Source organism: Streptomyces sp. NBC_00440 (genome assembly GCF_036014215.1).
Taxonomy (GTDB): domain Bacteria; phylum Actinomycetota; class Actinomycetes; order Streptomycetales; family Streptomycetaceae; genus Streptomyces.
Genome location: NZ_CP107921.1, coordinates 1105244 through 1125762 on the forward strand (window position 1 = coordinate 1105244; position 20519 = coordinate 1125762).

The following is a 20519-nucleotide window of genomic DNA, read 5'->3' on the forward strand; positions in this document are numbered from 1 at the left end:
AGCCCCCGGGCGGGAACTCACGTACGGGGGCTCATGAAGAGGGGGACACCGTTTCCGGTGTCCCCCTCGTGGGCTGCTACGCCTCGCGTGCCGCGGTCAGATGGCGTGCGTGTTCCTGGAGGGAACGAACGCCGACGTCGCCGCCGTTGAGTGCGTCGATGCCTTGCACGGCGGCGGCGAGTGCCTGGACCGTGGTGAGGCAGGGCACGGAGCGGGCCACGGCCGCGGTACGGATCTCGTAGCCGTCGAGCCGGCCACCGGTGCCGTAGGGGGTGTTGACGATCAGGTCGACGTCCCCGTCGTGGATGAGCTGGACGATGGTCCGCTCACCACCGGGGCCCTCGCCCTCGGAGAGCTTGCGGACCACGGTCGCGTTGATCCCGTTACGCCGCAGTACCTCCGCGGTCCCCGAGGTGGCCAGGAGCTCGAAGCCGTGCGCGACCAGCTCACGGGCCGGGAAGATCATCGAGCGTTTGTCCCGGTTGGCGACCGAGATGAACGCCCGCCCCTTGGTCGGCAGCGGCCCGTACGCCCCCGCCTGCGACTTCGCGTACGCGGTCCCGAAGACCGAGTCGATGCCCATGACCTCACCGGTGGAACGCATCTCCGGGCCGAGGACGGTGTCGACGCCACGGCCGTGCATGTCACGGAAACGCGACCACGGCATCACCGCCTCCTTCACCGAGATCGGCGCGTCCTGCGGCAGAGTCCCACCGTCGCCGGTCGCCGGGAGCATCCCCTCCGCGCGCAGCTCGGCGACGGTCGCGCCGAGTGAGATGCGGGCTGCGGCCTTGGCCAGCGGGACCGCGGTGGCCTTCGAGGTGAAGGGCACCGTACGGGAGGCGCGCGGGTTGGCTTCCAGGACGTAGAGGATGTCCCCGGCCAGCGCGAACTGGATATTGATCAGCCCGCGGACACCGACGCCCTTGGCGATGGCCTCGGTCGAGGTGCGCAGCCGTTTGATGTCGAAGCCGCCGAGGGTGATGGGGGGCAGCGCGCAGGCGGAGTCACCGGAGTGGATCCCGGCTTCCTCGATGTGTTCCATGACGCCGCCGAGGTAGAGCTCGGTGCCGTCGTAGAGCGCGTCGACGTCGATCTCGATCGCGTCGTCGAGGAACCGGTCGACCAGCACCGGGCGGGTAGGACTGATCTCCGTGGACTCGGCGATGTAGGAGGCGAGTCGGGTCTCGTCGTAGACGATCTCCATGCCGCGTCCGCCGAGCACGTAGGACGGGCGGACCAGGACCGGGTAGCCGATCTCGTCGGCGATGGCCTTGGCCTCGTCGAACGTGGTGGCCGTGCCGTGCTTGGGCGCGGGCAGCCCGGCCTCGGCGAGGACCTGCCCGAACGCGCCGCGGTCCTCAGCGGCGTGGATGGCCTCCGGCGGGGTGCCGACGACCGGCACGCCGTTGTCCTTGAGGGCCTGTGCCAGGCCCAGCGGGGTCTGGCCGCCGAGCTGGACGATGACACCGGCGACGGGCCCCGCCAGCATCTCGGCGTGCACGATCTCCAGGACGTCTTCGAGGGTGAGCGGCTCGAAGTAGAGCCGGTCGGAGGTGTCGTAGTCGGTGGAGACCGTCTCGGGGTTGCAGTTGACCATCACGGTCTCGTAGCCGGCGTCGCTGAGCGCGAAGGAGGCGTGGACACAGGAGTAGTCGAACTCGATGCCCTGGCCGATCCGGTTCGGGCCCGAGCCGAGGATGATCACGGCGGGCTTCTCGCGCGGTGCGACCTCGCTCTCCTCGTCGTAGGAGGAGTAGAAGTACGGGGTCTTCGCGGCGAACTCGGCGGCGCAGGTGTCGACCGTCTTGTAGACCGGGCGCACCCCCAGCGCGTGCCGCACCTCGCGGACGACGTCCTCACGCAGGCCCCGGATCCCCGCGATCTGCGCATCGGAGAAACCATGCCGCTTCGCATCCGCCAACAGCTGCGGGTCGAGCTTCTCGGCGGCGGCCAGCTCCTGCGCGTGCTCCAGGATCAGGAACAGCTGGTCGACGAACCACGGGTCGATCTTCGTCGCGTCGAAGACCTCTTCGGGTGTCGCGCCGGCCCGCATCGCCTGCATGACCGTGTTGATCCGCCCGTCGGTCGGAACCCCGGCCTTCTCCAGCAGTGCGGTCTTGTCGCCGGGGTCACCGGTGAAGGTGAACTGCGAACCCTTCTTCTCCAGCGAACGCAGCGCCTTGTTGAGCGCCTCGGAGAAGTTACGGCCGATCGCCATCGCCTCACCCACCGACTTCATGGTCGTGGTGAGCGTGGCATCCGCGGCGGGGAACTTCTCGAACGCGAACCGCGGGACCTTCACCACCACGTAGTCGAGCGTCGGCTCGAACGACGCCGGAGTCTTCTCCGTGATGTCGTTCGGGATCTCGTCCAGCGTGTATCCGACAGCGAGCCGGGCCGCGATCTTCGCGATCGGGAACCCCGTCGCCTTCGACGCCAGCGCCGAGGACCGCGAAACACGCGGGTTCATCTCGATGACGATGATCCGGCCGTCTTCGGGGTTGACGGCGAACTGGATGTTGCAGCCACCGGTGTCGACGCCCACCTCACGGATGATCGCGATACCGATGTCCCGCAGCCGCTGATACTCACGGTCGGTCAGCGTCATCGCCGGAGCCACCGTGATCGAGTCCCCGGTGTGCACGCCCATCGGGTCGAAGTTCTCGATGGAACAGACGACCACGACGTTGTCGTGCTTGTCCCGCATCAGCTCCAGCTCGTACTCCTTCCATCCCAGGATGGACTCCTCCAGGAGCACCTCGGTGGTCGGCGACAGCATCAGCCCCTGCCCCGCGATCCGCCGCAGCTCCTCCTCGTCGTGCGCGAAGCCGGAACCGGCACCACCCATCGTGAAGGAGGGGCGGACGACGACGGGGTAGCCGCCGAGCTCGTCGACGCCGTTGATGATGTCGTCCATCGTGTGGCAGATCACCGAGCGGGCGGACTCACCGTGACCGATCTTGGTGCGCACCGCCTCGACGACACCCTTGAACAGGTCGCGGTCCTCGCCCTTGTTGATCGCCTCGACGTTCGCGCCGATCAGCTCGACCCCGTACTTCTCCAGCACCCCGCCCTCGTGCATCGAGATCGCGGTGTTCAGCGCGGTCTGCCCGCCCAAGGTCGGCAGCAGGGCGTCCGGGCGCTCCTTCGCGATGATCTTCTCGACGAACTCCGGAGTGATCGGCTCGACGTAGGTGGCGTCGGCGATCTCCGGGTCGGTCATGATCGTGGCCGGGTTCGAGTTGACCAGGATGACCCGCAGGCCCTCCGACTTGAGCACCCGGCACGCCTGGGTACCCGAGTAATCGAACTCGGCAGCCTGACCAATGACGATCGGACCGGACCCGATCACCAGAACGGACTGGATATCGGTGCGCTTAGGCACGCTGGCCCTCCATCAGGGATACGAAGCGGTCGAAGAGGTACGCGGCGTCGTGCGGGCCTGCGGCTGCTTCGGGGTGGTACTGGACGCTGAAGGCCGGCTGGTCGAGCAGCTGGAGTCCTTCGACCACGTTGTCGTTGAGACAGACGTGGGAGACCTCGGCACGGCCGTAGGGCGTGTCGGAGACCTGGTCGAGCGGCGCGTCGACGGCGAAGCCGTGGTTGTGCGCGGTGACCTCGACCTTGCCGGTCGTACGGTCCTGCACGGGCTGGTTGATGCCGCGGTGGCCGTACTTGAGCTTGTAGGTGCCGAAGCCCAGCGAGCGGCCGAGCAGCTGGTTGCCGAAGCAGATGCCGAAGAGCGGGGTCTTCCGCTCCAGGACGGCCTTGATGACCGTCAGGTCGGCGGTGGCGGGGTCGCCGGGGCCGTTGGAGAGGAACACTCCGTCGGGGGCGACCGCGTACACGTCGTCGGCGGTGGCGGTCGCGGGCAGGACGTGCACCTCGATGCCGCGCTCGGCCATCCGGTGCGGGGTCATGCCCTTGATGCCGAGGTCGATGGCGGCGACCGTGAACTTCTTCTCGCCGACCGCCGGGACCACGTACGTCTCAGTGGTGGCGACCTCGGCGGAGAGGTCGGCGCCGTTCATCTCGGGTGCCTGCCGGACCTTGGCGAGGAGCATTCCCTCGTCGGCGACCGCGTTGCCGGAGAAGATGCCGACGCGCATCGCGCCGCGCTCCCGCAGATGCCGGGTGAGGGCCCGGGTGTCGATACCGCTGATGCCGACGATGCCCTGCTTCACCAGCTCGTCGTCGAGGGAGCGGCGCGAGCGCCAGTTCGACGGGATACGGGCGGGGTCGCGTACGACATAGCCGGCGACCCAGATCTTCGCGGACTCGTCGTCCTCGTCGTTGACGCCGGTGTTGCCCACGTGCGGGGCGGTCATCACGACGACCTGGCGGTGGTAGGAGGGGTCGGTGAGGGTTTCCTGGTAACCGGTCATCCCGGTGTTGAACACCGCTTCACCGAAGGTCTCCCCGGTGGCCCCGTAGGAGCGGCCGCGGAAACACCGGCCGTCCTCCAGGACGAGTACGGCGGGGGATGCCGCTTTCCTCTCCGAGGCGTTCCCCGGGCTGGAGATCGTCATCGTGCGGTGCCTTCCGTCGTGATCGGGTGGTGCGTGGTGCTGGTGGTGCTGTCCGTGGTGTGCGCGCCCGCCGGGCGGCTCATGGCGTTGACGGCCTCGACCCAGGCGGCCTGTTCCGCCGCCCGGTCGGAGCGGAAGCCGGAGTCGAGCAGCTTGTCGCCGTGCTGCCAGGTGATGATCAGCATGCCGCCCTCGGTGAGGACCTTGCCCGCGATGCCCTTGTCGAGCCGGGCCTCGCGGAGCTGCGCCGCCGGGATGAAGAAGTCCTCGGCCCCGGGGCGTACGACCGCCACACCCGCGTCCGTGAGCGTCACCTCGGCCTTGCTGCGGGTGCCCAGGCCGTGCGCGACGATCCGGTCGAGCCACTGCCCTGCCGTGGTCGAGCCGTGGTAGCGGCCGCTCATCTCCAGTCTGGCCGCACCCGGTTCGTCCGGCATTCCAGGCAGCTCGGGGAGGTCGCTCTGGAGCGTCCCGCGCCACTTCCAGCCTTCGCGCATCAGCCAGTAGACGAGCGCGACGAAGAGCAGCAGGCCGACGATCCAGCCGATGCGGCCCGACCAGTCGGTGACGTCCGCCGACTTCTGTTCCGCTGCGAGGTGAAGATTGATGAGAGGTGTCACGCCAGCTTCCCGTCCACGACCGTTGCCCTGCCCCGCAGGAAGGTGTGGGTGACGCGTCCCGGCAGCTCACGGCCCTCGTACGGAGTGTTGCGGCTGCGGGAGGCGAAGCCCGCGGGGTCCACCTCACCACGGTAAGCCGCGTCGACCAGCGTGAGGTTCGCGGGCTCACCGGCGGCGATCGGCCGGCCGTGGCCCGCCAGGCGGCCGATGGCAGCGGGGCGGAAGGACATCCGGTCGGCGACCGTCTCCCAGTCGACGAGCCCGGTGTCGACCATCGTCTGCTGGATGACGGAGAGCGCGGTCTCCAGGCCCACCATCCCCATGGCGGCCGCGGCCCACTCGCAGTCCTTGTCCTCGTGCGGGTGCGGGGCGTGGTCGGTGGCGACACAGTCGATCGTGCCGTCGGCGAGCGCCTCGCGCAGGGCCATCACATCGGCCTCGGTGCGCAGCGGCGGGTTGACCTTGTAGACCGGGTTGTACGTACGGACCAGCTCGTCGGTGAGGAGGAGGTGGTGCGGGGTCACCTCGGCCGTGACGTTCCAGCCCTTGGACTTGGCCCAGCGGACGATCTCCACGGAACCGGCCGTCGACAGGTGGCAGATGTGCACCCGGGAGCCGACGTGGGCGGCGAGCAGCACATCGCGGGCGATGATCGACTCCTCGGCGACGGCGGGCCAGCCGCCGAGACCCAGTTCGGAGGAGACGACGCCCTCGTTCATCTGGGCGCCCTCGGTGAGCCGGGGCTCCTGGGCGTGCTGGGCAACGACGCCGTCGAAGGCCTTCACGTACTCCAGGGCGCGGCGCATGATCACGGCGTCGTCCACGCACTTGCCGTCGTCGGAGAAGACCCGGACGGCGGCGGCCGAGTCGTGCATCGCGCCGAGTTCGGCGAGTTGCTTGCCGGCCAGGCCGACGGTGACGGCGCCGATGGGCTGCACGTCGCAGTAGCCGGACTCCTTGCCCAGGCGCCAGACCTGCTCCACGACGCCGGCGGTGTCCGCGACGGGGAAGGTGTTCGCCATGGCGTGGACTGCGGTGAACCCGCCGGAGGCGGCGGCCTTGGTACCGGTGAGCACGGTCTCGGAGTCCTCACGGCCCGGCTCACGCAGATGGGTGTGCAGGTCGACGAGGCCGGGCAGCAGGATCCGGCCGTCGGCCTCGATGACATCGGCGCCGTCGGCGGACAGGCCGGGGCCCACCGCCGCGATGGTCTCGCCGTCGATCAGGACGTCCTGCGGCTCGCCGCCGAGCACCTTCGCACCACGGATCAGGGTCTTGCTCATGATTACTTGCTCTCCTCGGTACGGGAAGTCATGGCGGGCTCGGAGCCGCCCAGCAGCAGATAGAGGACGGCCATCCGGATCGAGACGCCGTTGGCGACCTGCTCCACGGCGGTGCAGCGGTCCGAGTCGGCGACGTCGGCGGTGATCTCCATCCCGCGGTTCATCGGTCCGGGGTGCATCACGATGGAGTCGCCGGGCATCCGCGCCATGCGGTCGCCGTCCAGGCCGTAGCGGCGCGAGTACTCGCGTTCGGTGGGGAAGAAGGCCGCGTTCATCCGCTCGCGCTGCACACGCAGCATCATGACGGCGTCGGATTCGGGGAGCACCCGGTCGAGGTCGTACGAGACCTCACAGGGCCAGTGCTCGACGCCGATGGGCACCAGCGTGGGCGGCGCGACCAGCGTCACCCGGGCGCCGAGGGTGTGCAGCAGATGGACGTTGGACCGGGCGACCCTGCTGTGCAGCACGTCACCGACGATGGTGATCCGGCGGCCTTCGAGGTCGCGCCCGATGCCGGTGTCGGCCCCGACCAGCCTGCGGCGCATGGTGAACGCGTCGAGGAGCGCCTGGGTGGGGTGTTCGTGGGTGCCGTCGCCCGCGTTGACGACAGCGCCGTCGATCCAGCCCGATGTGGCGAGCCGGTACGGGGCCCCGGACGAGCCGTGCCGGATGACGACGGCGTCGGCGCCCATGGCTTCCAGGGTCAGCGCGGTGTCCTTGAGGGACTCGCCCTTGGAGACCGACGAGCCCTTCGCGGAGAAGTTGATGACGTCGGCGGAGAGCCGCTTGGCGGCGGCCTCGAAGGAGATGCGGGTCCGGGTCGAGTCCTCGAAGAAGAGGTTGACGACGGTCCGGCCGCGCAGGGTCGGAAGCTTCTTGACCGGCCGGTCGGCGACCCGGGCCATCTCCTCGGCGGTGTCGAGGATCAGGACGGCGTCGTCACGGGTGAGATCGGCGGCCGAGATGAGGTGACGCTTCATCTGGGTGTTCTCCATGTTTTCGCGGGGGTCGCGGAGGACGCAGCGGATTCAGGTATGGCAGGCGGGCGGGCACGGCTCTGCGGCCCGGGTCGCGGGCCGTACGGGAGAGGAGCTAACGGCCGCCGGCCGGGGCGGTCCGCTCGGTACCGAGCAGGACCGTGTCGCGGCCGTCCTCCTCGGCGAGCTGGACCTTGACCGTCTCCCGCAGCGACGTGGGGAGGTTCTTGCCGACGTAGTCCGCGCGGATCGGGAGTTCGCGGTGGCCGCGGTCGACGAGGACCGCGAGCTGCACCGCGCGCGGGCGGCCGATGTCGCCCAGGGCGTCCAGCGCGGCACGGATCGTACGGCCGGAGAAGAGCACGTCGTCGACGAGGACCACCAGGCGTCCGTCGACGCCGTCCGCGGGGATGTCCGTACGGGCCAGCGCGCGGGCGGGCCGCATCCGCAGGTCGTCGCGGTACATGGTGATGTCCAGGGAACCGACCGGGATCGTACGGCCGGTGATCTCTTCGAGCTTGGCCGCGAGCCTGCGGGCCAGGAACACACCGCGGGTCGGGATGCCGAGGAGCACGACGTCCTCGGCGCCCTTGGCGCGTTCGACGATCTCGTGAGCGATACGGGTCAGTACCCGTGCGATGTCCGGGGCCTCCAGAACGGGGCGCGCGCCGGAACCACCGCTGCCTGCGCCGGCACCGTCGGGGGCCGCACTGGCAGAGCTTCCACTGGCTGAACTTGCACTGCTGGTGTCCATATGAAACGGACCTCCTTCTCCGCCTCACGGGACGGACCTTAAAGGACGTCGGGATTACAACAGCCACCGTACCAGGGGCGGAGCGGGCGTTCCCGCCCTGGTCCGGAGGCGGTCCGGACCATTCGGCTTGACGCATCCAAGTAACGCTGCGTAACCTCACAGTGAGTTACCAGCCGCGCGGCGGAGCCGCAGTGCATCTCAGCGTCCGGGGAGCCATATGTCCAGCGAATACGCAAAACAGCTCGGGGCCAAGCTCCGTGCCATCCGCACCCAGCAGGGCCTTTCCCTCCACGGTGTCGAGGAGAAGTCCCAGGGCCGGTGGAAGGCCGTCGTGGTGGGTTCGTACGAGCGTGGCGACCGCGCCGTGACCGTCCAGCGCCTCGCCGAGCTGGCGGACTTCTACGGGGTTCCGGTGCAGGAGCTGCTGCCGGGCACGACGCCGGGCGGAGCGGCCGAGCCGCCGCCGAAGCTCGTCCTGGACCTGGAGCGCCTCGCCCACGTCCCGCCGGAGAAGGCCGGGCCGCTCCAGCGCTACGCGGCCACGATCCAGAGCCAGCGCGGCGACTACAACGGCAAGGTGCTGTCGATCCGCCAGGACGACCTGCGCACACTCGCCGTCATCTACGACCAGTCCCCCTCGGTGCTCACCGAGCAGCTGATCAGCTGGGGTGTGCTGGACGCGGACGCGCGGCGCGCGGTCGCGCACGACGAGGGCTGAGCCGCTCGCCGATTGTTCAACAGAAGAAACGTCTCGTCCGAAGGGCGGCCCCGCATATGCCGGTGGCCGCCTTTCGGGTTTCCGGCTCCCGGTGGCGGTCGGCCCACCTCAGTCCGACACCGTCAGTCCCCCGCCGTCAGTCCCCGCCGTCAGTCCCGCGGGCCGGTAGAGCCGGCCGACGAGTTCGGGCAGCAGCCGTTCGGCGAGCTTCGGCGGCAGCGCCTGGAGCACCGCGAGGACGGGCGCCATCCGCTCGGGCAGCTCCCCCTGCGCCCCCACTCCGGCGAAGTCGACCGCGAGAGCCGCCTCCTCGGGGGTGAGGGTCTCCGGGTCGAGTGCCGCGGCGGCCGCGAGCACCGCGGGATCGGCCTCGGCGGGCCCGGTGGCCGCGGCTGCGGCCACCGCGGCGGTCAGCGCGCCGAGCAGCTTCCGTACGGTGTCCTCCCCCGCCATCGCCGCCGTCACGGTGAGATGCAGATTGGCCGGTGAGCCAGCGAAGGCGGGCTGCGGCTGTACGTACCAGCCCAGGCGGCGCATCTCGTCCGCCACCACGAACGGGTCGGTGCCCGGTCCGTCGGCGGCGATCGCGAGCAGTGAGGAGTCGGGGCTGCCGAGCACCCGGAGCCCGTCGATGTCCGCGATCCCCGCCACGAGCGCCGTCACCGCCTCGTGGACGCGCAGCGAGAGCGCCGTGTACCCGTCGGTGCCGATCCGCTCAAGAACCGCCCAGGCGGCAGCCAGCGGCCCGGCCGGTTTGGTGCCCTGGAGGGTGGCGTTGACCACCGGGTAGCCGGGCCATGAGGCATGCGCGAACCAGCCGTGCCTGCGGAGTTCGGCGTCCCTGAACAGCAGGACCGACGCGCCCTTGGCCGTGTATCCGTACTTGTGCAGGTCGACCGAGAGCGAGGTGACACCGGGCACGGCGAGATCGAACGGCGGCGGCGCCGGCGCATCGGCGCCCAGCCTCAGATGCCCCAGGTACCAGCCGCCGATACATGCGTCGACGTGGCAGAGGACGCCGTGCCGGGCCGCCTCGGCGGCGGCTTCAGCGACCGGGTCGATCACCCCGTGGGCGTACGAGGGCGCGGAGACCACCACGAGCGCCGTGCGGTCGGAGAGCGCGGCCGTGAGGTCGGCGACGCGCACCCGGTAGGTCAGCGGGTCCACCGGGACCACCACGGTCCTGAGCCCGAAGAGCGCGGCGGCCTTGTGGAAGGCCGCGTGCGCGGTCTCGGGCAGCACCAGTTCGGGTTCGGTGACGCCACGGGTGCGCAGTGCGTGTTCGCGGGCGGTGAGGACGGCGAGCAGACAGCTCTCCGTACCGCCGCTGGTGAAGGTGCCCACGGTGTCCGGGCCGCCGCCGAGCAGCCGGGCGGTGCGCGCCACGATGTCGTTCTCCAGGGACACCACACTGGGGAAGGCCGTCATGTCGAGGCCGTTGACGCCCGCGAACGCGGCGGCCGCCGCGTTGGCCAGCTCCTCGATGCCCGGCAGGCCCGAGTCGTAGACGTACGCCATGGTGCGTCCGCCCCTGACGGGCAGATCGGCCGCGCGCAGGGCGCCGAGCCTGTCGAGGATGCGCCGGTCGGCGGGCGCGTACGGTCCGGTCCGCGCGGGGCCCGGCTCGCCGGTCTGTGCACCTGGGTCAGCCATGCGCGCAACCCTAGGGCCTTCGGAACGCACCAGGCCCGGAGCGGAAGATTGTTCATCTTCTGCTCCGGGCCCGGCTGGGCGGACTCCGTGACCCGGGTCAGTCGCGGCGCAGACTCGGCTTGAGGTCCTTGAACCGGCCGAGCAGGCCGTTGATGAAGGCCGGCGACTCGTCGGTGGAGAACTCCTTGGCGAGCTGCACCGCCTCGTCCATCACGACGGCGTCCGGCGTCCCGTCGACCCACACCAGCTCGTGCGCGCTGAGCCTGATGATGTTGCGGTCGACGACCGGCATCCGGTCGAGGGTCCAGCCCACCGCGTAGGTGGCGATGAGGTCGTCGATACGGTCCGCGTGCTCCGCGTACCCCTCGACGAGCTCCATCGTGTACTCACTGACCGGTGGCTGCCGGTCGTCGGTCCGGGCGTGACGGATCCAGTCCGCGAGGACGGTCTGCACGGACGCCCCGCGCTGGTCGGCCTCGAAGAGGATCTGGAAGGCGCGCTTGCGCGCCGTGTTCCGGGCAGCCACGGTTAGCTGTTCACCCGGCCGAGATAATCACCGGATCGCGTGTCGACCTTGATCTTCTCGCCGGTCGTGATGAACAGCGGGACACCGATCTCGTAACCGGTCTCCAGGGTGGCGGGCTTGGTGCCACCGGTGGAACGGTCGCCCTGGACGCCCGGGTCGGTGTGCTGGATCGTCAGCTCGACCGCGGCCGGGAGCTCGACGTAGAGCACCTCGCCCTCGTACTGGGCGACCGAGGCGGTGAAGCCCTCGATGAGGAAGTTGGCCGCGTCACCGACCGACTTGCGGTCGACCATCAACTGGTCGTAGGTGTCCATGTCCATGAACACGAAGTACTCGCCGTCCATGTACGAGAACTGCATGTCGCGTCGGTCAATGGTGGCCGTCTCGACCTTCACACCGGCGTTGAACGTCTTGTCGACGACCTTGCCGGAAAGCACGTTCTTGAGCTTGGTGCGCACAAAAGCCGGGCCCTTGCCGGGCTTGACGTGCTGGAACTCGACGACGGACCAGAGCTGGCCCCCGTCGAGCTTGAGCACCAGGCCGTTCTTGAGGTCGTTCGTGGAAGCCACGGTTGAGGTTCTCCTGGACTGCAGCGTGTGTGGGACCGCGGGTGCACGCCACTAGAGGGCGAGCAGCTCCTTGGTCGTAATGGTGAGTAGCTCGGGTCCGCCGTCCGCCTCAGGGCGTACGACGAGCGTGTCATCGATCCGGACTCCGCCCCGGCCAGGGAGGTGGACCCCCGGTTCGACGGTGACCGGCACGCAAGCGTCCAGTTTACCCATGGCCGCAGGTGCCAGCTGCGGGTCCTCGTCGATTTCGAGCCCGACACCGTGTCCGGTCGACGGACCGAGGGTGTCGCCGTGGCCCGCGGCCTCCAGTACATGGCGTGCCGCGAGGTCCACGTCCCGGCAGGCCGCGCCGGGCACAAGTGCCTCCCGACCTGCCCGTTGTGCGGCGAAGACCAGGTCGTACAGCTCGATCTGCCAGTCCGCGGGCGCCGTCCCGATGACGAACGTCCGGCCGATCTCACATCGGTATCCGCGGTACACCGCCCCGAGCCGGACGGAGAGCAGATCGCCCTCCTCGACCCGGCGGTCGGTCGGGCGGTGGCCGCACAGTCCGGCGTTGGGACCGGTGGCCACCGAGGTCGGGAGGGAAGGACCGGCGGCTCCGTGGTCGACCAGGCGGCGCTCCAGCTCCAGGGCGAGATGGCGCTCGGTGCGCCCGACGAGGATCGATTCGAGCAGCTCGCCCAGGGCCTGGTCGGTGATCTCCCCCGCGGTGCGCAGACAGCGGATCTCGTCCTCGTCCTTGATGATCCGCTGCTGCTCGACGGCGCGGGCGAGATCGGCGAGACGCACCCGCGGAGCCACCGACTGCAGGGCCCGGTGCCGCGCGACGGTCAGATGGTGCTCCTCGACGGCCAGCGTCACGGCGCCCACCGAGCCGAGCCGGCCGGCGGCGGCCACCGCCGGGTCGCCGCCCGGCGCCGGCAGCACCGTGAGCCGCAGATGCTCGTCGGGGCGGCCGTCCTGGTGGTCGTCCGGCGGCTCGGCAGGGCAGAGAAGCTCATCGCCGTCGGGGCCCAGCAGCAGGACCGCGCCCGCCGGGGCCGCACCGGCGAGATACCGGACGTTGGCCGGCCGGGAGACCAGCGCCGCCCCGCTGCCCGCTGCCAGGCACCGGTCGCGCAGCCTTGCCCGGCGGACCGCAAACACCTCTGCCATGGTCCCGAGCCTAGGAGCGGCAGCGGGTCCCGGCCGGTTCAGCGCGTCCGACCGGGGAGCTTCACCAGGTCGGAGGGGAGGCGATGGAGCGGGCGAGTACGTCGTCGAGCACCTGGGCGGTGGTCGCCACGTCGTAGCCCGAGTTGTCGATGATCGGCAGCCCCGAGCCGTACCAGCCGGCCATCCGGCCGTGGATCCGGGCGACTTCCTCGTCGCCGAGGCGGCGGTTGCCGCTGCGGGCCGCGTTGCGCTCCAGGACGACTTCCAGGCCCGGCAGCAGGACGACGGGCAGCAGGCCGGGGCCCACGTGGCGCTTCCAGCCGCCGAGGCCGACGACCGGGCGGTCGGGGAAGACGGCGTCGTCGAGGATGCAGGAGATGCCGTTGGCCAGGAAGTTGCGCGCGGCGAAGCCGCAGGTGCGACGGGCCAGCCGGTACTGGGCCTCGGAGTGGTCGTTCCAGCCGGTCTTGGGGTCGGCGAAACCGGAGCAGACCCACTCGCGTACGTCGTCGAGGCTGATGTGCGACGTGGGCATCCGGCGGCTCCGCGCCCAGTGCCGGGCGACGGTGGTCTTGCCGGCGCCCGCCGGTCCTATGAGGAGGACGGCGAGCGTGGTGTTGCCGGTGTCGGCCGGGGCGCTGGCCACGGGCGGCGCCGGCAGCGGGACCGGCCCACCGGGCGGCAGCTGGATGTGGCCGGTCGTCTCCATGGACGGCGGCGCGGGCGGCGGCTGGGGCGGCGGCGCGGGCGGGCCCGCCGGCCGGCCGGGTGCCACCCAGCCCGGGGGCCGGCCGGGATGCTGGGCGCTCTGTCCCCAGCCTGCGGCGCCCGGTGGGGGCGGCGGCAGCGGAGGTCCCACAGCGTGCTGCATCCGGTGCCACTCCGTCTCGCTCAGCCGACTGGTTCTCCTACTGAACGGTACCCTCCCCGGCCGGCACCCTGTGAACGGCCGGGGAGGGACCAAAGTCCGGCTTCAGCCGGAGAGTTCCCCGGCCAGCGCCCGCAGGGCGAGGCGGTAGGAGCCGATCCCGAAGCCCGCCACGGTACCGCTGGCGACCGCAGCGATTACCGAGTTGTGACGGAACTCCTCGCGGGCGTACGGATTCGAGATGTGCACCTCGATGAGCGGGGCGGTGCGCTGGGCCGCCGCGTCCCGCATGGCGTACGAGTAGTGCGTGAACGCACCGGGGTTGATCACGACGGGGACCGCGCCGTCGGCCGCCTCGTGCAGCCAGCGGATCATCTCGCCCTCGTCGTTGGTCTCACGCACCTCGACGTCGAGACCGAGCTCCTTGCCCAGCAGGGTGCAGGCCTCGACGAGTCCCGCGTACGACGTCGCACCGTAGACGTCGGGCTCGCGGGAGCCCAGCCTGCCCAGGTTGGGGCCGTTGAGCACGAGGACGCGGGCGCTCACGCGGAGACCTCACCGAACGCGGCGAGCAGGACGGCCGGGTCGGGGCCCTCCAGGACCGTCGGCTTGGCGAGTCCGTCGAGGACGATGAAGCGCAGGACGTTGCCCCGGGACTTCTTGTCGACCTTCATCGTCTCCAGGAGCTTGGGCCACTGGTCGCCCCGGTAGGTCAGCGGCAGCCCGACGGAGGCGAGTACGGCGCTGTGCCGGTCGGCGGTCGCGTCGTCGAGGCGCCCCGCGAGACGGCCGAGTTCGGCGGCGAACACCATGCCGACCGAGACGGCGGCGCCGTGCCGCCACTTGTAGCGCTCGTTCTTCTCGATGGCGTGGGCGAGCGTGTGGCCGTAGTTGAGGATCTCCCGCAGCCCCGACTCCTTGAGGTCGTTCGACACGACCTCGGCCTTGACCCGGATGGACCGCTCGATCAGCTCGGCGGTGTGCGGTCCTGCGGGTGTACGGGCCCCCTCGGGGTCGGACTCCACGAGGTCGAGGATGGCCGGGTCGGCGATGAAACCGGCCTTGATGATCTCGGCCATCCCGGAGACGTAGTCGTTGACCGGGAGCGAGTCCAGCGCGGCGAGGTCGCAGAGTACCCCGGCGGGCGGGTGGAAGGCGCCCACCAGGTTCTTGCCCTCGGCGGTGTTGATGCCGGTCTTGCCGCCGACGGCCGCGTCCACCATGCCGAGCACGGTGGTGGGGACGGCGATCCAGCGCACTCCGCGCAGCCAGGTCGCCGCGACGAACCCGGCCACGTCGGTGGTCGCGCCGCCGCCGACGCCGATGATGACGTCGGTGCGGGTGAACCCGGTCTGGCCCAGTGCCTTCCAGCAGTAGGCGGCGACCTCGACGGTCTTGGCCTCCTCGGCGTTGGGCAGCTGGACCGCGATGGCCTCGTACCCCTGGTCGGCGAGGTCCTGGCGCACCGCCTCGCCGGTCTCGGCCAGCGCCTCGGGGTGCAGTACGGCGACCCGCCTGGTCTGCTCGCCGATCAGCGCGGGCAGTTCGCCCAGCAGCTGACGGCCGACCAGCACCTCGTACGGATCGTGGCCGTCCGTGCCGCCGACCTGGATACGGATGGGGGCGTCCTGCGTCATACGGTCTTCTCCTGGCCGGGGGGCGGGGTGATGTCCCCTGCGGGGAGCCGGAGCTCCAGGGCGTCGAGGACCGCCTCGGCGACCTCTTCGGGGAACAGGCCGTCGGTGGCGACGACGGCACGGGCGACTTCGGTGTACAGGGACCGCCGCGCGTCCATCAGCTCACGCCACTGACGGCGCGGGTTGACGGCGAGCAGCGGGCGCGCGGTGTTGAGCCCGACCCGCTTCACCGCCTCGTCCACGTCCATGGAGAGGTAGACGACGGGGCGGCCGGCGAGCAGCTCGCGGGTGGCCGGGTCGAGGACCGCGCCGCCGCCGAGCGACAGTACGCCGGTGTGCCCGGTCACCGCCTCGCGTACCGCCGCGCGTTCCAGGGCGCGGAAGTGGTCCTCGCCGTCGTCGACGAAGATGTCCGCGATGGTGCGGCCCTCGGCGGCCACGATGTCGGCGTCGGTGTCGCGGTAGCCCGCGCCGAGCCGCTCGGCGAGCAGTTCACCGACGGTGGACTTGCCGACGCCCATCGGGCCGACGAGGACGACCAGCGGCCCGGTCATCGGATCTGCAGGTTGTCGAGGAACGACCGGACGTTCCTGCGGGTCTCGCCGACGCTGTCGCCGCCGAACTTCTCCGCGACCGCGTCCGCCAGGACCAGCGCGACCATGGCCTCGGCGACGATCCCGGCGGCAGGCACCGCGCAGACGTCCGAGCGCTGGTGGTGCGCGGCGGCGACCTCCCCGGTGACCACGTCGATGGTGGCGAGCGCGCGGGGCACGGTCGCGATCGGCTTCATCGCGGCCCGGACGCGCAGCAGTTCACCGGTGGACATTCCGCCCTCGGTACCACCGGAGCGGCCCGATGTGCGGCGTACGCCCTCATCGGTCGGCACGATCTCGTCGTGGGCCTTGGAGCCCGGCACCCGGGCCAGGTCGAAGCCGTCGCCGACCTCGACGCCCTTGATGGCCTGGATGCCCATCAGAGCGGCGGCGAGCCTGGCGTCGAGCCTGCGGTCCCAGTGGACATGCGAACCGAGGCCGACCGGTACGCCGTAGGCGAGCACCTCGACCACACCGCCGAGGGTGTCACCGTCCTTGTGGGCCTGGTCGATCTCGGCGACCATCGCCTTGGACGCGTCCGCGTCCAGGCAGCGCACCGGGTCCTCGTCCAGCCGCGCCTCGTCGGCGGGGACTGGGACGACGCCGTAGGGGGCCTTCGCTCCAGCCAGCTCCACGACGTGCGAGACGAGTTCGATGCCGGTCGTCTCCTTCAGGTAGGAGCGGGCCACCGTGCCGAGGGCGACGCGGGCCGCCGTCTCACGGGCGCTGGCGCGCTCCAGGATCGGCCGGGCCTCGTCCAGCGCGTACTTCTGCATACCCGCGAGGTCCGCGTGGCCGGGGCGGGGCCGGGTCAGCGGGGCGTTGCGGGCCAGCTGGGCCAGCTCGTCGGGGTCGACCGGGTCGGCCGACATGACCTTCTCCCACTTGGGCCACTCGGTGTTGCCGATCATGACGGCCACCGGGCCGCCCATGGTCAGCCCGTGCCGGACCCCGCCGAGGAAGGTGACCTCGTCCTTCTCGAACTTCATCCGGGCGCCGCGGCCGTATCCGAGCCGCCGCCGGGCGAGCGCGTCCGCCACCATGTCCGTGGTGACCGGGACGCCGGCGGGAAGCCCCTCCAGCGTCGCCACCAGTGCGGGTCCGTGCGACTCCCCCGCGGTCAGCCAACGCAACCTGCTCAACGGTGCTCCTCATGCTCGCGCCTCGATCTGCGACGGCGCGACCGGGTGCGCGGCCCTGGCCCGCCTGACCCGATCCTCCCACGACCGGGGCGCCGGGCGGTCACGGGTCCAGCTGGCGGACGTCGGCCCGGTCCCCGTACGGCCCGTCCGGGCGCCGCCGGATCCGGCGTCCGGCGCCGGGGCAGGGGCGCGCGGTGTGCTCCAATGCGGAGGTCACCGGAGAGCGGGGCGGCCCCCGGACGCGGGCCCCCGGAGAGAGACGGAGAGCGCGTGGAACTGGATCTCGCGGACGGCGCGGGGGTGACCCTGACGGCGGGCGCCGCCGGAGTACGGCTCACCGCGCGGACGTCGCCGCAGGCCCCGGAGACCGTGCTGCACTGCTCCCCCGCACAGGCCAGGGAGCTGGCCGCCGCCCTGGTGCGGGCGGCCGGCGAGGCACAGCGCGCACAGCCCACCGAGCGCGTCACCGTGGAGGCGCGGGAACTGCGCCGCGGCGATGTCAGGGACAGTGACCGCTCCATGACAGTGGAGCGCGTCAGGGCCCTGGGCGACACCGTCCAGGTCACCTGGAAGTCCGACGCGGGCCGCAGCTGGACCCAGGACTACGCGGCGGGTACGGGCATCGGCATCCGGCACCGCGGCTGACCCGCCGCACTGCCGGATGCCGTGTGTACGTACGGCAGGCCGAGCCTCACCGGGAGGCGAGCGCCCGCTCTCCCGCTTCCCGCATGGCGGCCAGCGGTGCGGGGCTGCTCCCGGTCATCTGCTCGACCTGGAGCACCGCCTGGTGCACCAGCAGGTCGAGGCCGCCGACGACGGCCCCGCCGCGGGACTGCCAGGCGGTGGCGAGCGGTGTCGGCCACGGCTCGTACAGCACGTCGAAGAGCGTGCCGGGCGCGTCGGGGACGGCGGCGGCGAGCGCGTCGGTGGTGCCGGCCGGGGTGGTCGCGATGACCAGCGGCGCGTCGAACGCCCCGGCGGCCTCCGCCCAGTCGGCCGTGCGCACGTCGACGCCCAGCCGTTCGCCCCAGCCGCGCATCTCCTGGGCGCGGGCGGCACTGCGTACGTAGGCGGTGACCGGGCCCGTACAGATGAGGGAGAGGGCCGCGAGGGCGGACGAGGCGGTGGCGCCCGCGCCCAGGACGGCGGCCGACTCGACCTTCTCGACGCCGCGCTCACGCATCGCGGCGATCATCCCCGGGATGTCGGTGTTGTCACCCACCCGGCGCCCGTCGGCGGTGAACACCACCGTGTTGACCGCTTCGACGGATGCGGCCGTCGCGGTCACCTCGTCGAGCAGCGGGATGACCGCCCGCTTGAGCGGCATGGTCAGCGAGAGCCCGGCCCAGGACGCGCCCAGCCCGTCGACGAACGCCGGGAGGGCCGCCTCGTCCACCTCGAAACGGTCGTACGACCAGTCACCGAGGCCGAGTTCCCGGTACGCGGCACGGTGCAGCACCGGCGAGAGCGAGTGCGCGATCGGCGAGCCCAGAACGGCCGCCCTGCGAGCCTCAGCCATTGCTGCTCTGTTTGGCATCGAACTGCGTCTTCAACTTCATGAACTCCGCATACGTCTTGGCGAATTCGGTTTGGTGCCCGTCGATCGAAACAAAGAAGTAGTAGCCGTCCTTTGTCGGATTCAACGCTGCCGCCATGGCGTCCTTGCCCGGATTCCCAATGGGTCCGGGGGGCAGCCCTCTCTGCTTATAGGTGTTGTACGGATCCGTGTTCTTGTTGATCTCGGTGGAGCCGATATTGATCTTGCTCTGGCCCTTGAGATAGTTGTACGTGGAGTCGAACTGAAGCCGCTGATTGGTGTTCTGGAGATTGCTGGGTTTCAGCCTGTTGTAAATGACCTCGGCCATCCGCCGGAAGTCGTCGTTCGTCTTCCCCTCGGCCTGGAGCATGCTCGCCACGGTGACGACCTGGAACGAGTCCTTCAGCCCCAGCCGGTGCGCCGCCGCTACGAGGTTGTCGTCCCCGTACGTCTTGTCCGACTGGCCGACCATCTTCTTGAGGAGGTCCTCCGGCTTCATCCCCTTGGCGATCGGGTAGCTCGCCGGCGCCAGGAAGCCCTCCAGCGGGTCCTTGAGGTTCTTGTGCCCCTTGGCCCAGCCGGGCAGACCCAGCTTGTCGGCCTGCGACCTGGCGACGCCGGCGGTGGTCCCGGCCTTGAGCTCCAGCCGTTTGTCGATGGCCGCGTACACATTGGCGTTCCGCCAGCCGGGCGGGATGATCAGCTGGTTCAGGCTGTTCGGGTCCACCATCGCGGTGACCGCGTTCGCCGCGGACATCTGCTGGTTGAGGCTGTACACCCCGGCCTGCAGCGCCTTGCCCTTCGGGTTCTTCCCGGCCGCGGTGACGAACGCCTGGACGCTCTTGACGACGCCCTTCTGCTTCAGCAGCCGGCCGATCCCGCCGAGGCCCGTGCCCTGCGGGACCTCGACCTCGACCGGCGTGCTGCCGACGCCGGTGTAGTCGGGCGGCGGTGCGTAGCGGGACTGGTAGAAGCTGTAACCCACATAGCCCACGCCGCCGAGGCCGGCGACCATGACGAGTGAGACCACGAAGCAGGCGCAGCCGTTGCGGCGTTTGGGCTTTCCGCTCTTGCCCCGGCGGTCCCGGGTGCCGTCACGTGTCTCGGCGGGGTCGTCGTCGTAGTCGTCGTCATCGCCGCCGCCGCCGACAGGACTGTCGGCGCCGGTGAAGAAAGGATGCGTCTCGGGCTCGTGCTGCGGCTCGGCCTCGGGCTCCGCGGGCGGCTCCTGCTGCCACTCGTCCCGGCGGCCGGGGGGCTGCGGCGGCGGATAGGCGTCGGGCGTCCGGTAGAAGTCGGGGTTCTCCCCGTTGTGGTGCACCGGCTGTCCGCCGTACGGCGTGTGCGGATCCGCGCCGTACGCCACACCGGTCTGCGCTGCGCCGTCCCAGCCGCCGTTCTGCTGCGGCTGGGCCTGCTGCGGGTACGCGTCCTGCTGGTACGGGGGCTGCCCGTACTGCTGCTGGTACTGCGCCTGCTGGTCGGGGGCCTGCTGGTGCGGGGTCGGCGGGTACTGCTGCGCATTCGAATTCTGCGCGTACTGCTGCTGGTTCGGGTCCTGCGGGTACTGCTGCTGGTCCCGGCCGTACTGGACCTGGCCCTGGTTCTGGCCGTACTGGCCCTGGCCGTACTGGCCCTGACCCGCGCCGTGCTGCTGCGGGTCCTGCGGGTACTGCCCCTGCTGCTGCGGGTACTGCTGCTGGTACGGGTCCTGCGGCGGGCTGTACACCGGGTTGCCGTACTGGTCGTACTGCTGCGCCTGGGCGTACTGCTGCGCCTGGCCGTTGTACGGCGTCTGACCGGAGGCGTCCTGCTGACCTCCCCATCCCTGGTCCCCGTACAACGGGTCCTCGGGATGCCACGGTTCGGAGCCTGCGCCCCGGCCATACTCAGTCATCGGTCCCCTAGAGCCGCGAGGCCTCCGGACGGTCCGCCTCTTGTGCTGTGCGGCA

At 70.8% G+C, this 20519-nt stretch carries 19 protein-coding genes; 2 read left to right on the forward strand and 17 right to left on the reverse strand.

Features of this window, described 5'->3' with window-relative positions; genetic code table 11:
• Positions 1-76: 76 nt before the first annotated feature.
• From carB to pyrR, 6 genes are all read right to left on the reverse strand, one after another.
• The gene (carB, locus tag OHB13_RS04915; RefSeq protein ID WP_328375899.1) at positions 77-3388 is read right to left on the reverse strand and encodes a carbamoyl-phosphate synthase large subunit; all 3312 of its coding nucleotides are present in this window, start codon (positions 3386-3388) and stop codon (positions 77-79) included.
• Positions 3381-4532 carry a glutamine-hydrolyzing carbamoyl-phosphate synthase small subunit gene (gene carA / locus OHB13_RS04920; protein WP_266858965.1) on the reverse strand — a complete coding sequence of 384 codons (1152 nt, stop codon included), beginning with the start codon at positions 4530-4532 and terminating at the stop codon, positions 3381-3383. Before carA ends, carB begins: the two co-directional genes overlap by 8 nt.
• A complete protein-coding gene (locus OHB13_RS04925) occupies positions 4529-5152 on the reverse strand; it encodes a PH-like domain-containing protein (protein ID WP_328375902.1) in 624 nt (207 codons plus the stop codon). The genes carA and OHB13_RS04925 overlap by 4 nt, the downstream gene beginning before the upstream one ends.
• On the reverse strand, positions 5149-6435 hold the full coding sequence (locus tag OHB13_RS04930; RefSeq protein WP_328375904.1) for a dihydroorotase: 1287 nt from the start codon (positions 6433-6435) through the stop codon (positions 5149-5151). Before OHB13_RS04930 ends, OHB13_RS04925 begins: the two co-directional genes overlap by 4 nt.
• A 2-nt stretch (positions 6436-6437) precedes the next feature.
• Positions 6438-7415, reverse strand: a complete 978-nt coding sequence (locus OHB13_RS04935) for an aspartate carbamoyltransferase catalytic subunit (protein WP_266858961.1) — start codon at positions 7413-7415, stop codon at positions 6438-6440.
• Between the two features lie 112 nt (positions 7416-7527).
• The gene (gene pyrR, locus OHB13_RS04940) at positions 7528-8166 is read right to left on the reverse strand and encodes a bifunctional pyr operon transcriptional regulator/uracil phosphoribosyltransferase PyrR (protein WP_328375906.1); all 639 of its coding nucleotides are present in this window, start codon (positions 8164-8166) and stop codon (positions 7528-7530) included.
• A 217-nt stretch (positions 8167-8383) separates the two neighbouring features.
• Between pyrR and bldD the strand changes: the two genes are divergently transcribed.
• On the forward strand, positions 8384-8884 hold the full coding sequence (bldD, locus tag OHB13_RS04945; protein ID WP_014157378.1) for a transcriptional regulator BldD: 501 nt from the start codon (positions 8384-8386) through the stop codon (positions 8882-8884).
• A gap of 108 nt (positions 8885-8992) precedes the next feature.
• Here the strand turns inward: bldD and OHB13_RS04950 are convergent, their stop codons facing one another.
• The 9 genes from OHB13_RS04950 to aroC form a co-directional block, all read right to left on the reverse strand.
• Complete coding sequence (locus OHB13_RS04950) at positions 8993-10537, reverse strand: pyridoxal phosphate-dependent decarboxylase family protein (protein WP_328375907.1); 1545 nt, start codon at positions 10535-10537, stop codon at positions 8993-8995.
• Positions 10538-10634: 97 nt separating this feature from the next.
• On the reverse strand, positions 10635-11063 hold the full coding sequence (gene nusB / locus OHB13_RS04955; RefSeq protein ID WP_266858958.1) for a transcription antitermination factor NusB: 429 nt from the start codon (positions 11061-11063) through the stop codon (positions 10635-10637).
• A 2-nt stretch (positions 11064-11065) separates the two neighbouring features.
• Positions 11066-11632 (reverse strand): elongation factor P, encoded by a 567-nt coding sequence (gene efp, locus OHB13_RS04960; RefSeq protein WP_164264558.1) that lies wholly within the window; start codon positions 11630-11632, stop codon positions 11066-11068.
• A 51-nt stretch (positions 11633-11683) separates the two neighbouring features.
• Entirely contained in the window at positions 11684-12790 is a 1107-nt protein-coding gene (locus OHB13_RS04965; RefSeq protein WP_266858956.1) for an aminopeptidase P family protein, read from the reverse strand.
• A gap of 61 nt (positions 12791-12851) precedes the next feature.
• Positions 12852-13661 (reverse strand): AAA family ATPase, encoded by an 810-nt coding sequence (locus OHB13_RS04970; protein ID WP_328375910.1) that lies wholly within the window; start codon positions 13659-13661, stop codon positions 12852-12854.
• A 102-nt stretch (positions 13662-13763) separates the two neighbouring features.
• Positions 13764-14204: a type II 3-dehydroquinate dehydratase gene (aroQ, locus tag OHB13_RS04975; protein ID WP_328375912.1), complete on the reverse strand. Its 441-nt coding sequence runs from the start codon at positions 14202-14204 to the stop codon at positions 13764-13766.
• The gene (aroB, locus tag OHB13_RS04980; RefSeq protein WP_266858951.1) at positions 14201-15295 is read right to left on the reverse strand and encodes a 3-dehydroquinate synthase; all 1095 of its coding nucleotides are present in this window, start codon (positions 15293-15295) and stop codon (positions 14201-14203) included. Before aroB ends, aroQ begins: the two co-directional genes overlap by 4 nt.
• Entirely contained in the window at positions 15292-15849 is a 558-nt protein-coding gene (locus OHB13_RS04985; RefSeq protein WP_266858949.1) for a shikimate kinase, read from the reverse strand. Before OHB13_RS04985 ends, aroB begins: the two co-directional genes overlap by 4 nt.
• Complete coding sequence (gene aroC / locus OHB13_RS04990; RefSeq protein ID WP_328375914.1) at positions 15846-17030, reverse strand: chorismate synthase; 1185 nt, start codon at positions 17028-17030, stop codon at positions 15846-15848. The genes OHB13_RS04985 and aroC overlap by 4 nt, the downstream gene beginning before the upstream one ends.
• 270 nt (positions 17031-17300) lie before the next feature.
• Here aroC and OHB13_RS04995 point away from each other — a divergent pair, with 270 nt between their 5' ends.
• Positions 17301-17675, forward strand: a complete 375-nt coding sequence (locus OHB13_RS04995; RefSeq protein WP_328375916.1) for a hypothetical protein — start codon at positions 17301-17303, stop codon at positions 17673-17675.
• A 46-nt stretch (positions 17676-17721) separates the two neighbouring features.
• On the opposite strand, the gene OHB13_RS05000 is transcribed toward OHB13_RS04995, so the two are convergent.
• Entirely contained in the window at positions 17722-18549 is an 828-nt protein-coding gene (locus OHB13_RS05000) for a shikimate dehydrogenase (RefSeq protein WP_328375918.1), read from the reverse strand.
• Entirely contained in the window at positions 18542-20464 is a 1923-nt protein-coding gene (gene mltG / locus OHB13_RS05005; protein ID WP_328375920.1) for an endolytic transglycosylase MltG, read from the reverse strand. The genes OHB13_RS05000 and mltG overlap by 8 nt, the downstream gene beginning before the upstream one ends.
• Positions 20465-20519 lie beyond the last annotated feature (55 nt).

Excerpts from the sequence above, each read along its gene's own strand:
- carA (WP_266858965.1), bottom strand. The coding sequence starts at position 4,532 with ATGACGATCTCCAGCCCGGGGAACGCCTCGGAGAGGAAAGCGGCATCC.
- OHB13_RS04930 (WP_328375904.1), bottom strand. The coding sequence starts at position 6,435 with ATGAGCAAGACCCTGATCCGTGGTGCGAAGGTGCTCGGCGGCGAGCCG.
- OHB13_RS04935 (WP_266858961.1), bottom strand. The coding sequence starts at position 7,415 with ATGAAGCGTCACCTCATCTCGGCCGCCGATCTCACCCGTGACGACGCC.
- pyrR (WP_328375906.1), bottom strand. The coding sequence starts at position 8,166 with ATGGACACCAGCAGTGCAAGTTCAGCCAGTGGAAGCTCTGCCAGTGCG.
- bldD (WP_014157378.1), top strand. The coding sequence starts at position 8,384 with ATGTCCAGCGAATACGCAAAACAGCTCGGGGCCAAGCTCCGTGCCATC.
- OHB13_RS04950 (WP_328375907.1), bottom strand. The coding sequence starts at position 10,537 with ATGGCTGACCCAGGTGCACAGACCGGCGAGCCGGGCCCCGCGCGGACC.
- OHB13_RS04965 (WP_266858956.1), bottom strand. The coding sequence starts at position 12,790 with ATGGCAGAGGTGTTTGCGGTCCGCCGGGCAAGGCTGCGCGACCGGTGC.
- OHB13_RS04970 (WP_328375910.1), bottom strand. The coding sequence starts at position 13,661 with ATGCAGCACGCTGTGGGACCTCCGCTGCCGCCGCCCCCACCGGGCGCC.
- aroB (WP_266858951.1), bottom strand. The coding sequence starts at position 15,295 with ATGACGCAGGACGCCCCCATCCGTATCCAGGTCGGCGGCACGGACGGC.
- OHB13_RS04985 (WP_266858949.1), bottom strand. The coding sequence starts at position 15,849 with ATGACCGGGCCGCTGGTCGTCCTCGTCGGCCCGATGGGCGTCGGCAAG.
- OHB13_RS05000 (WP_328375918.1), bottom strand. The coding sequence starts at position 18,549 with ATGGCTGAGGCTCGCAGGGCGGCCGTTCTGGGCTCGCCGATCGCGCAC.
- mltG (WP_328375920.1), bottom strand. The coding sequence starts at position 20,464 with ATGACTGAGTATGGCCGGGGCGCAGGCTCCGAACCGTGGCATCCCGAG.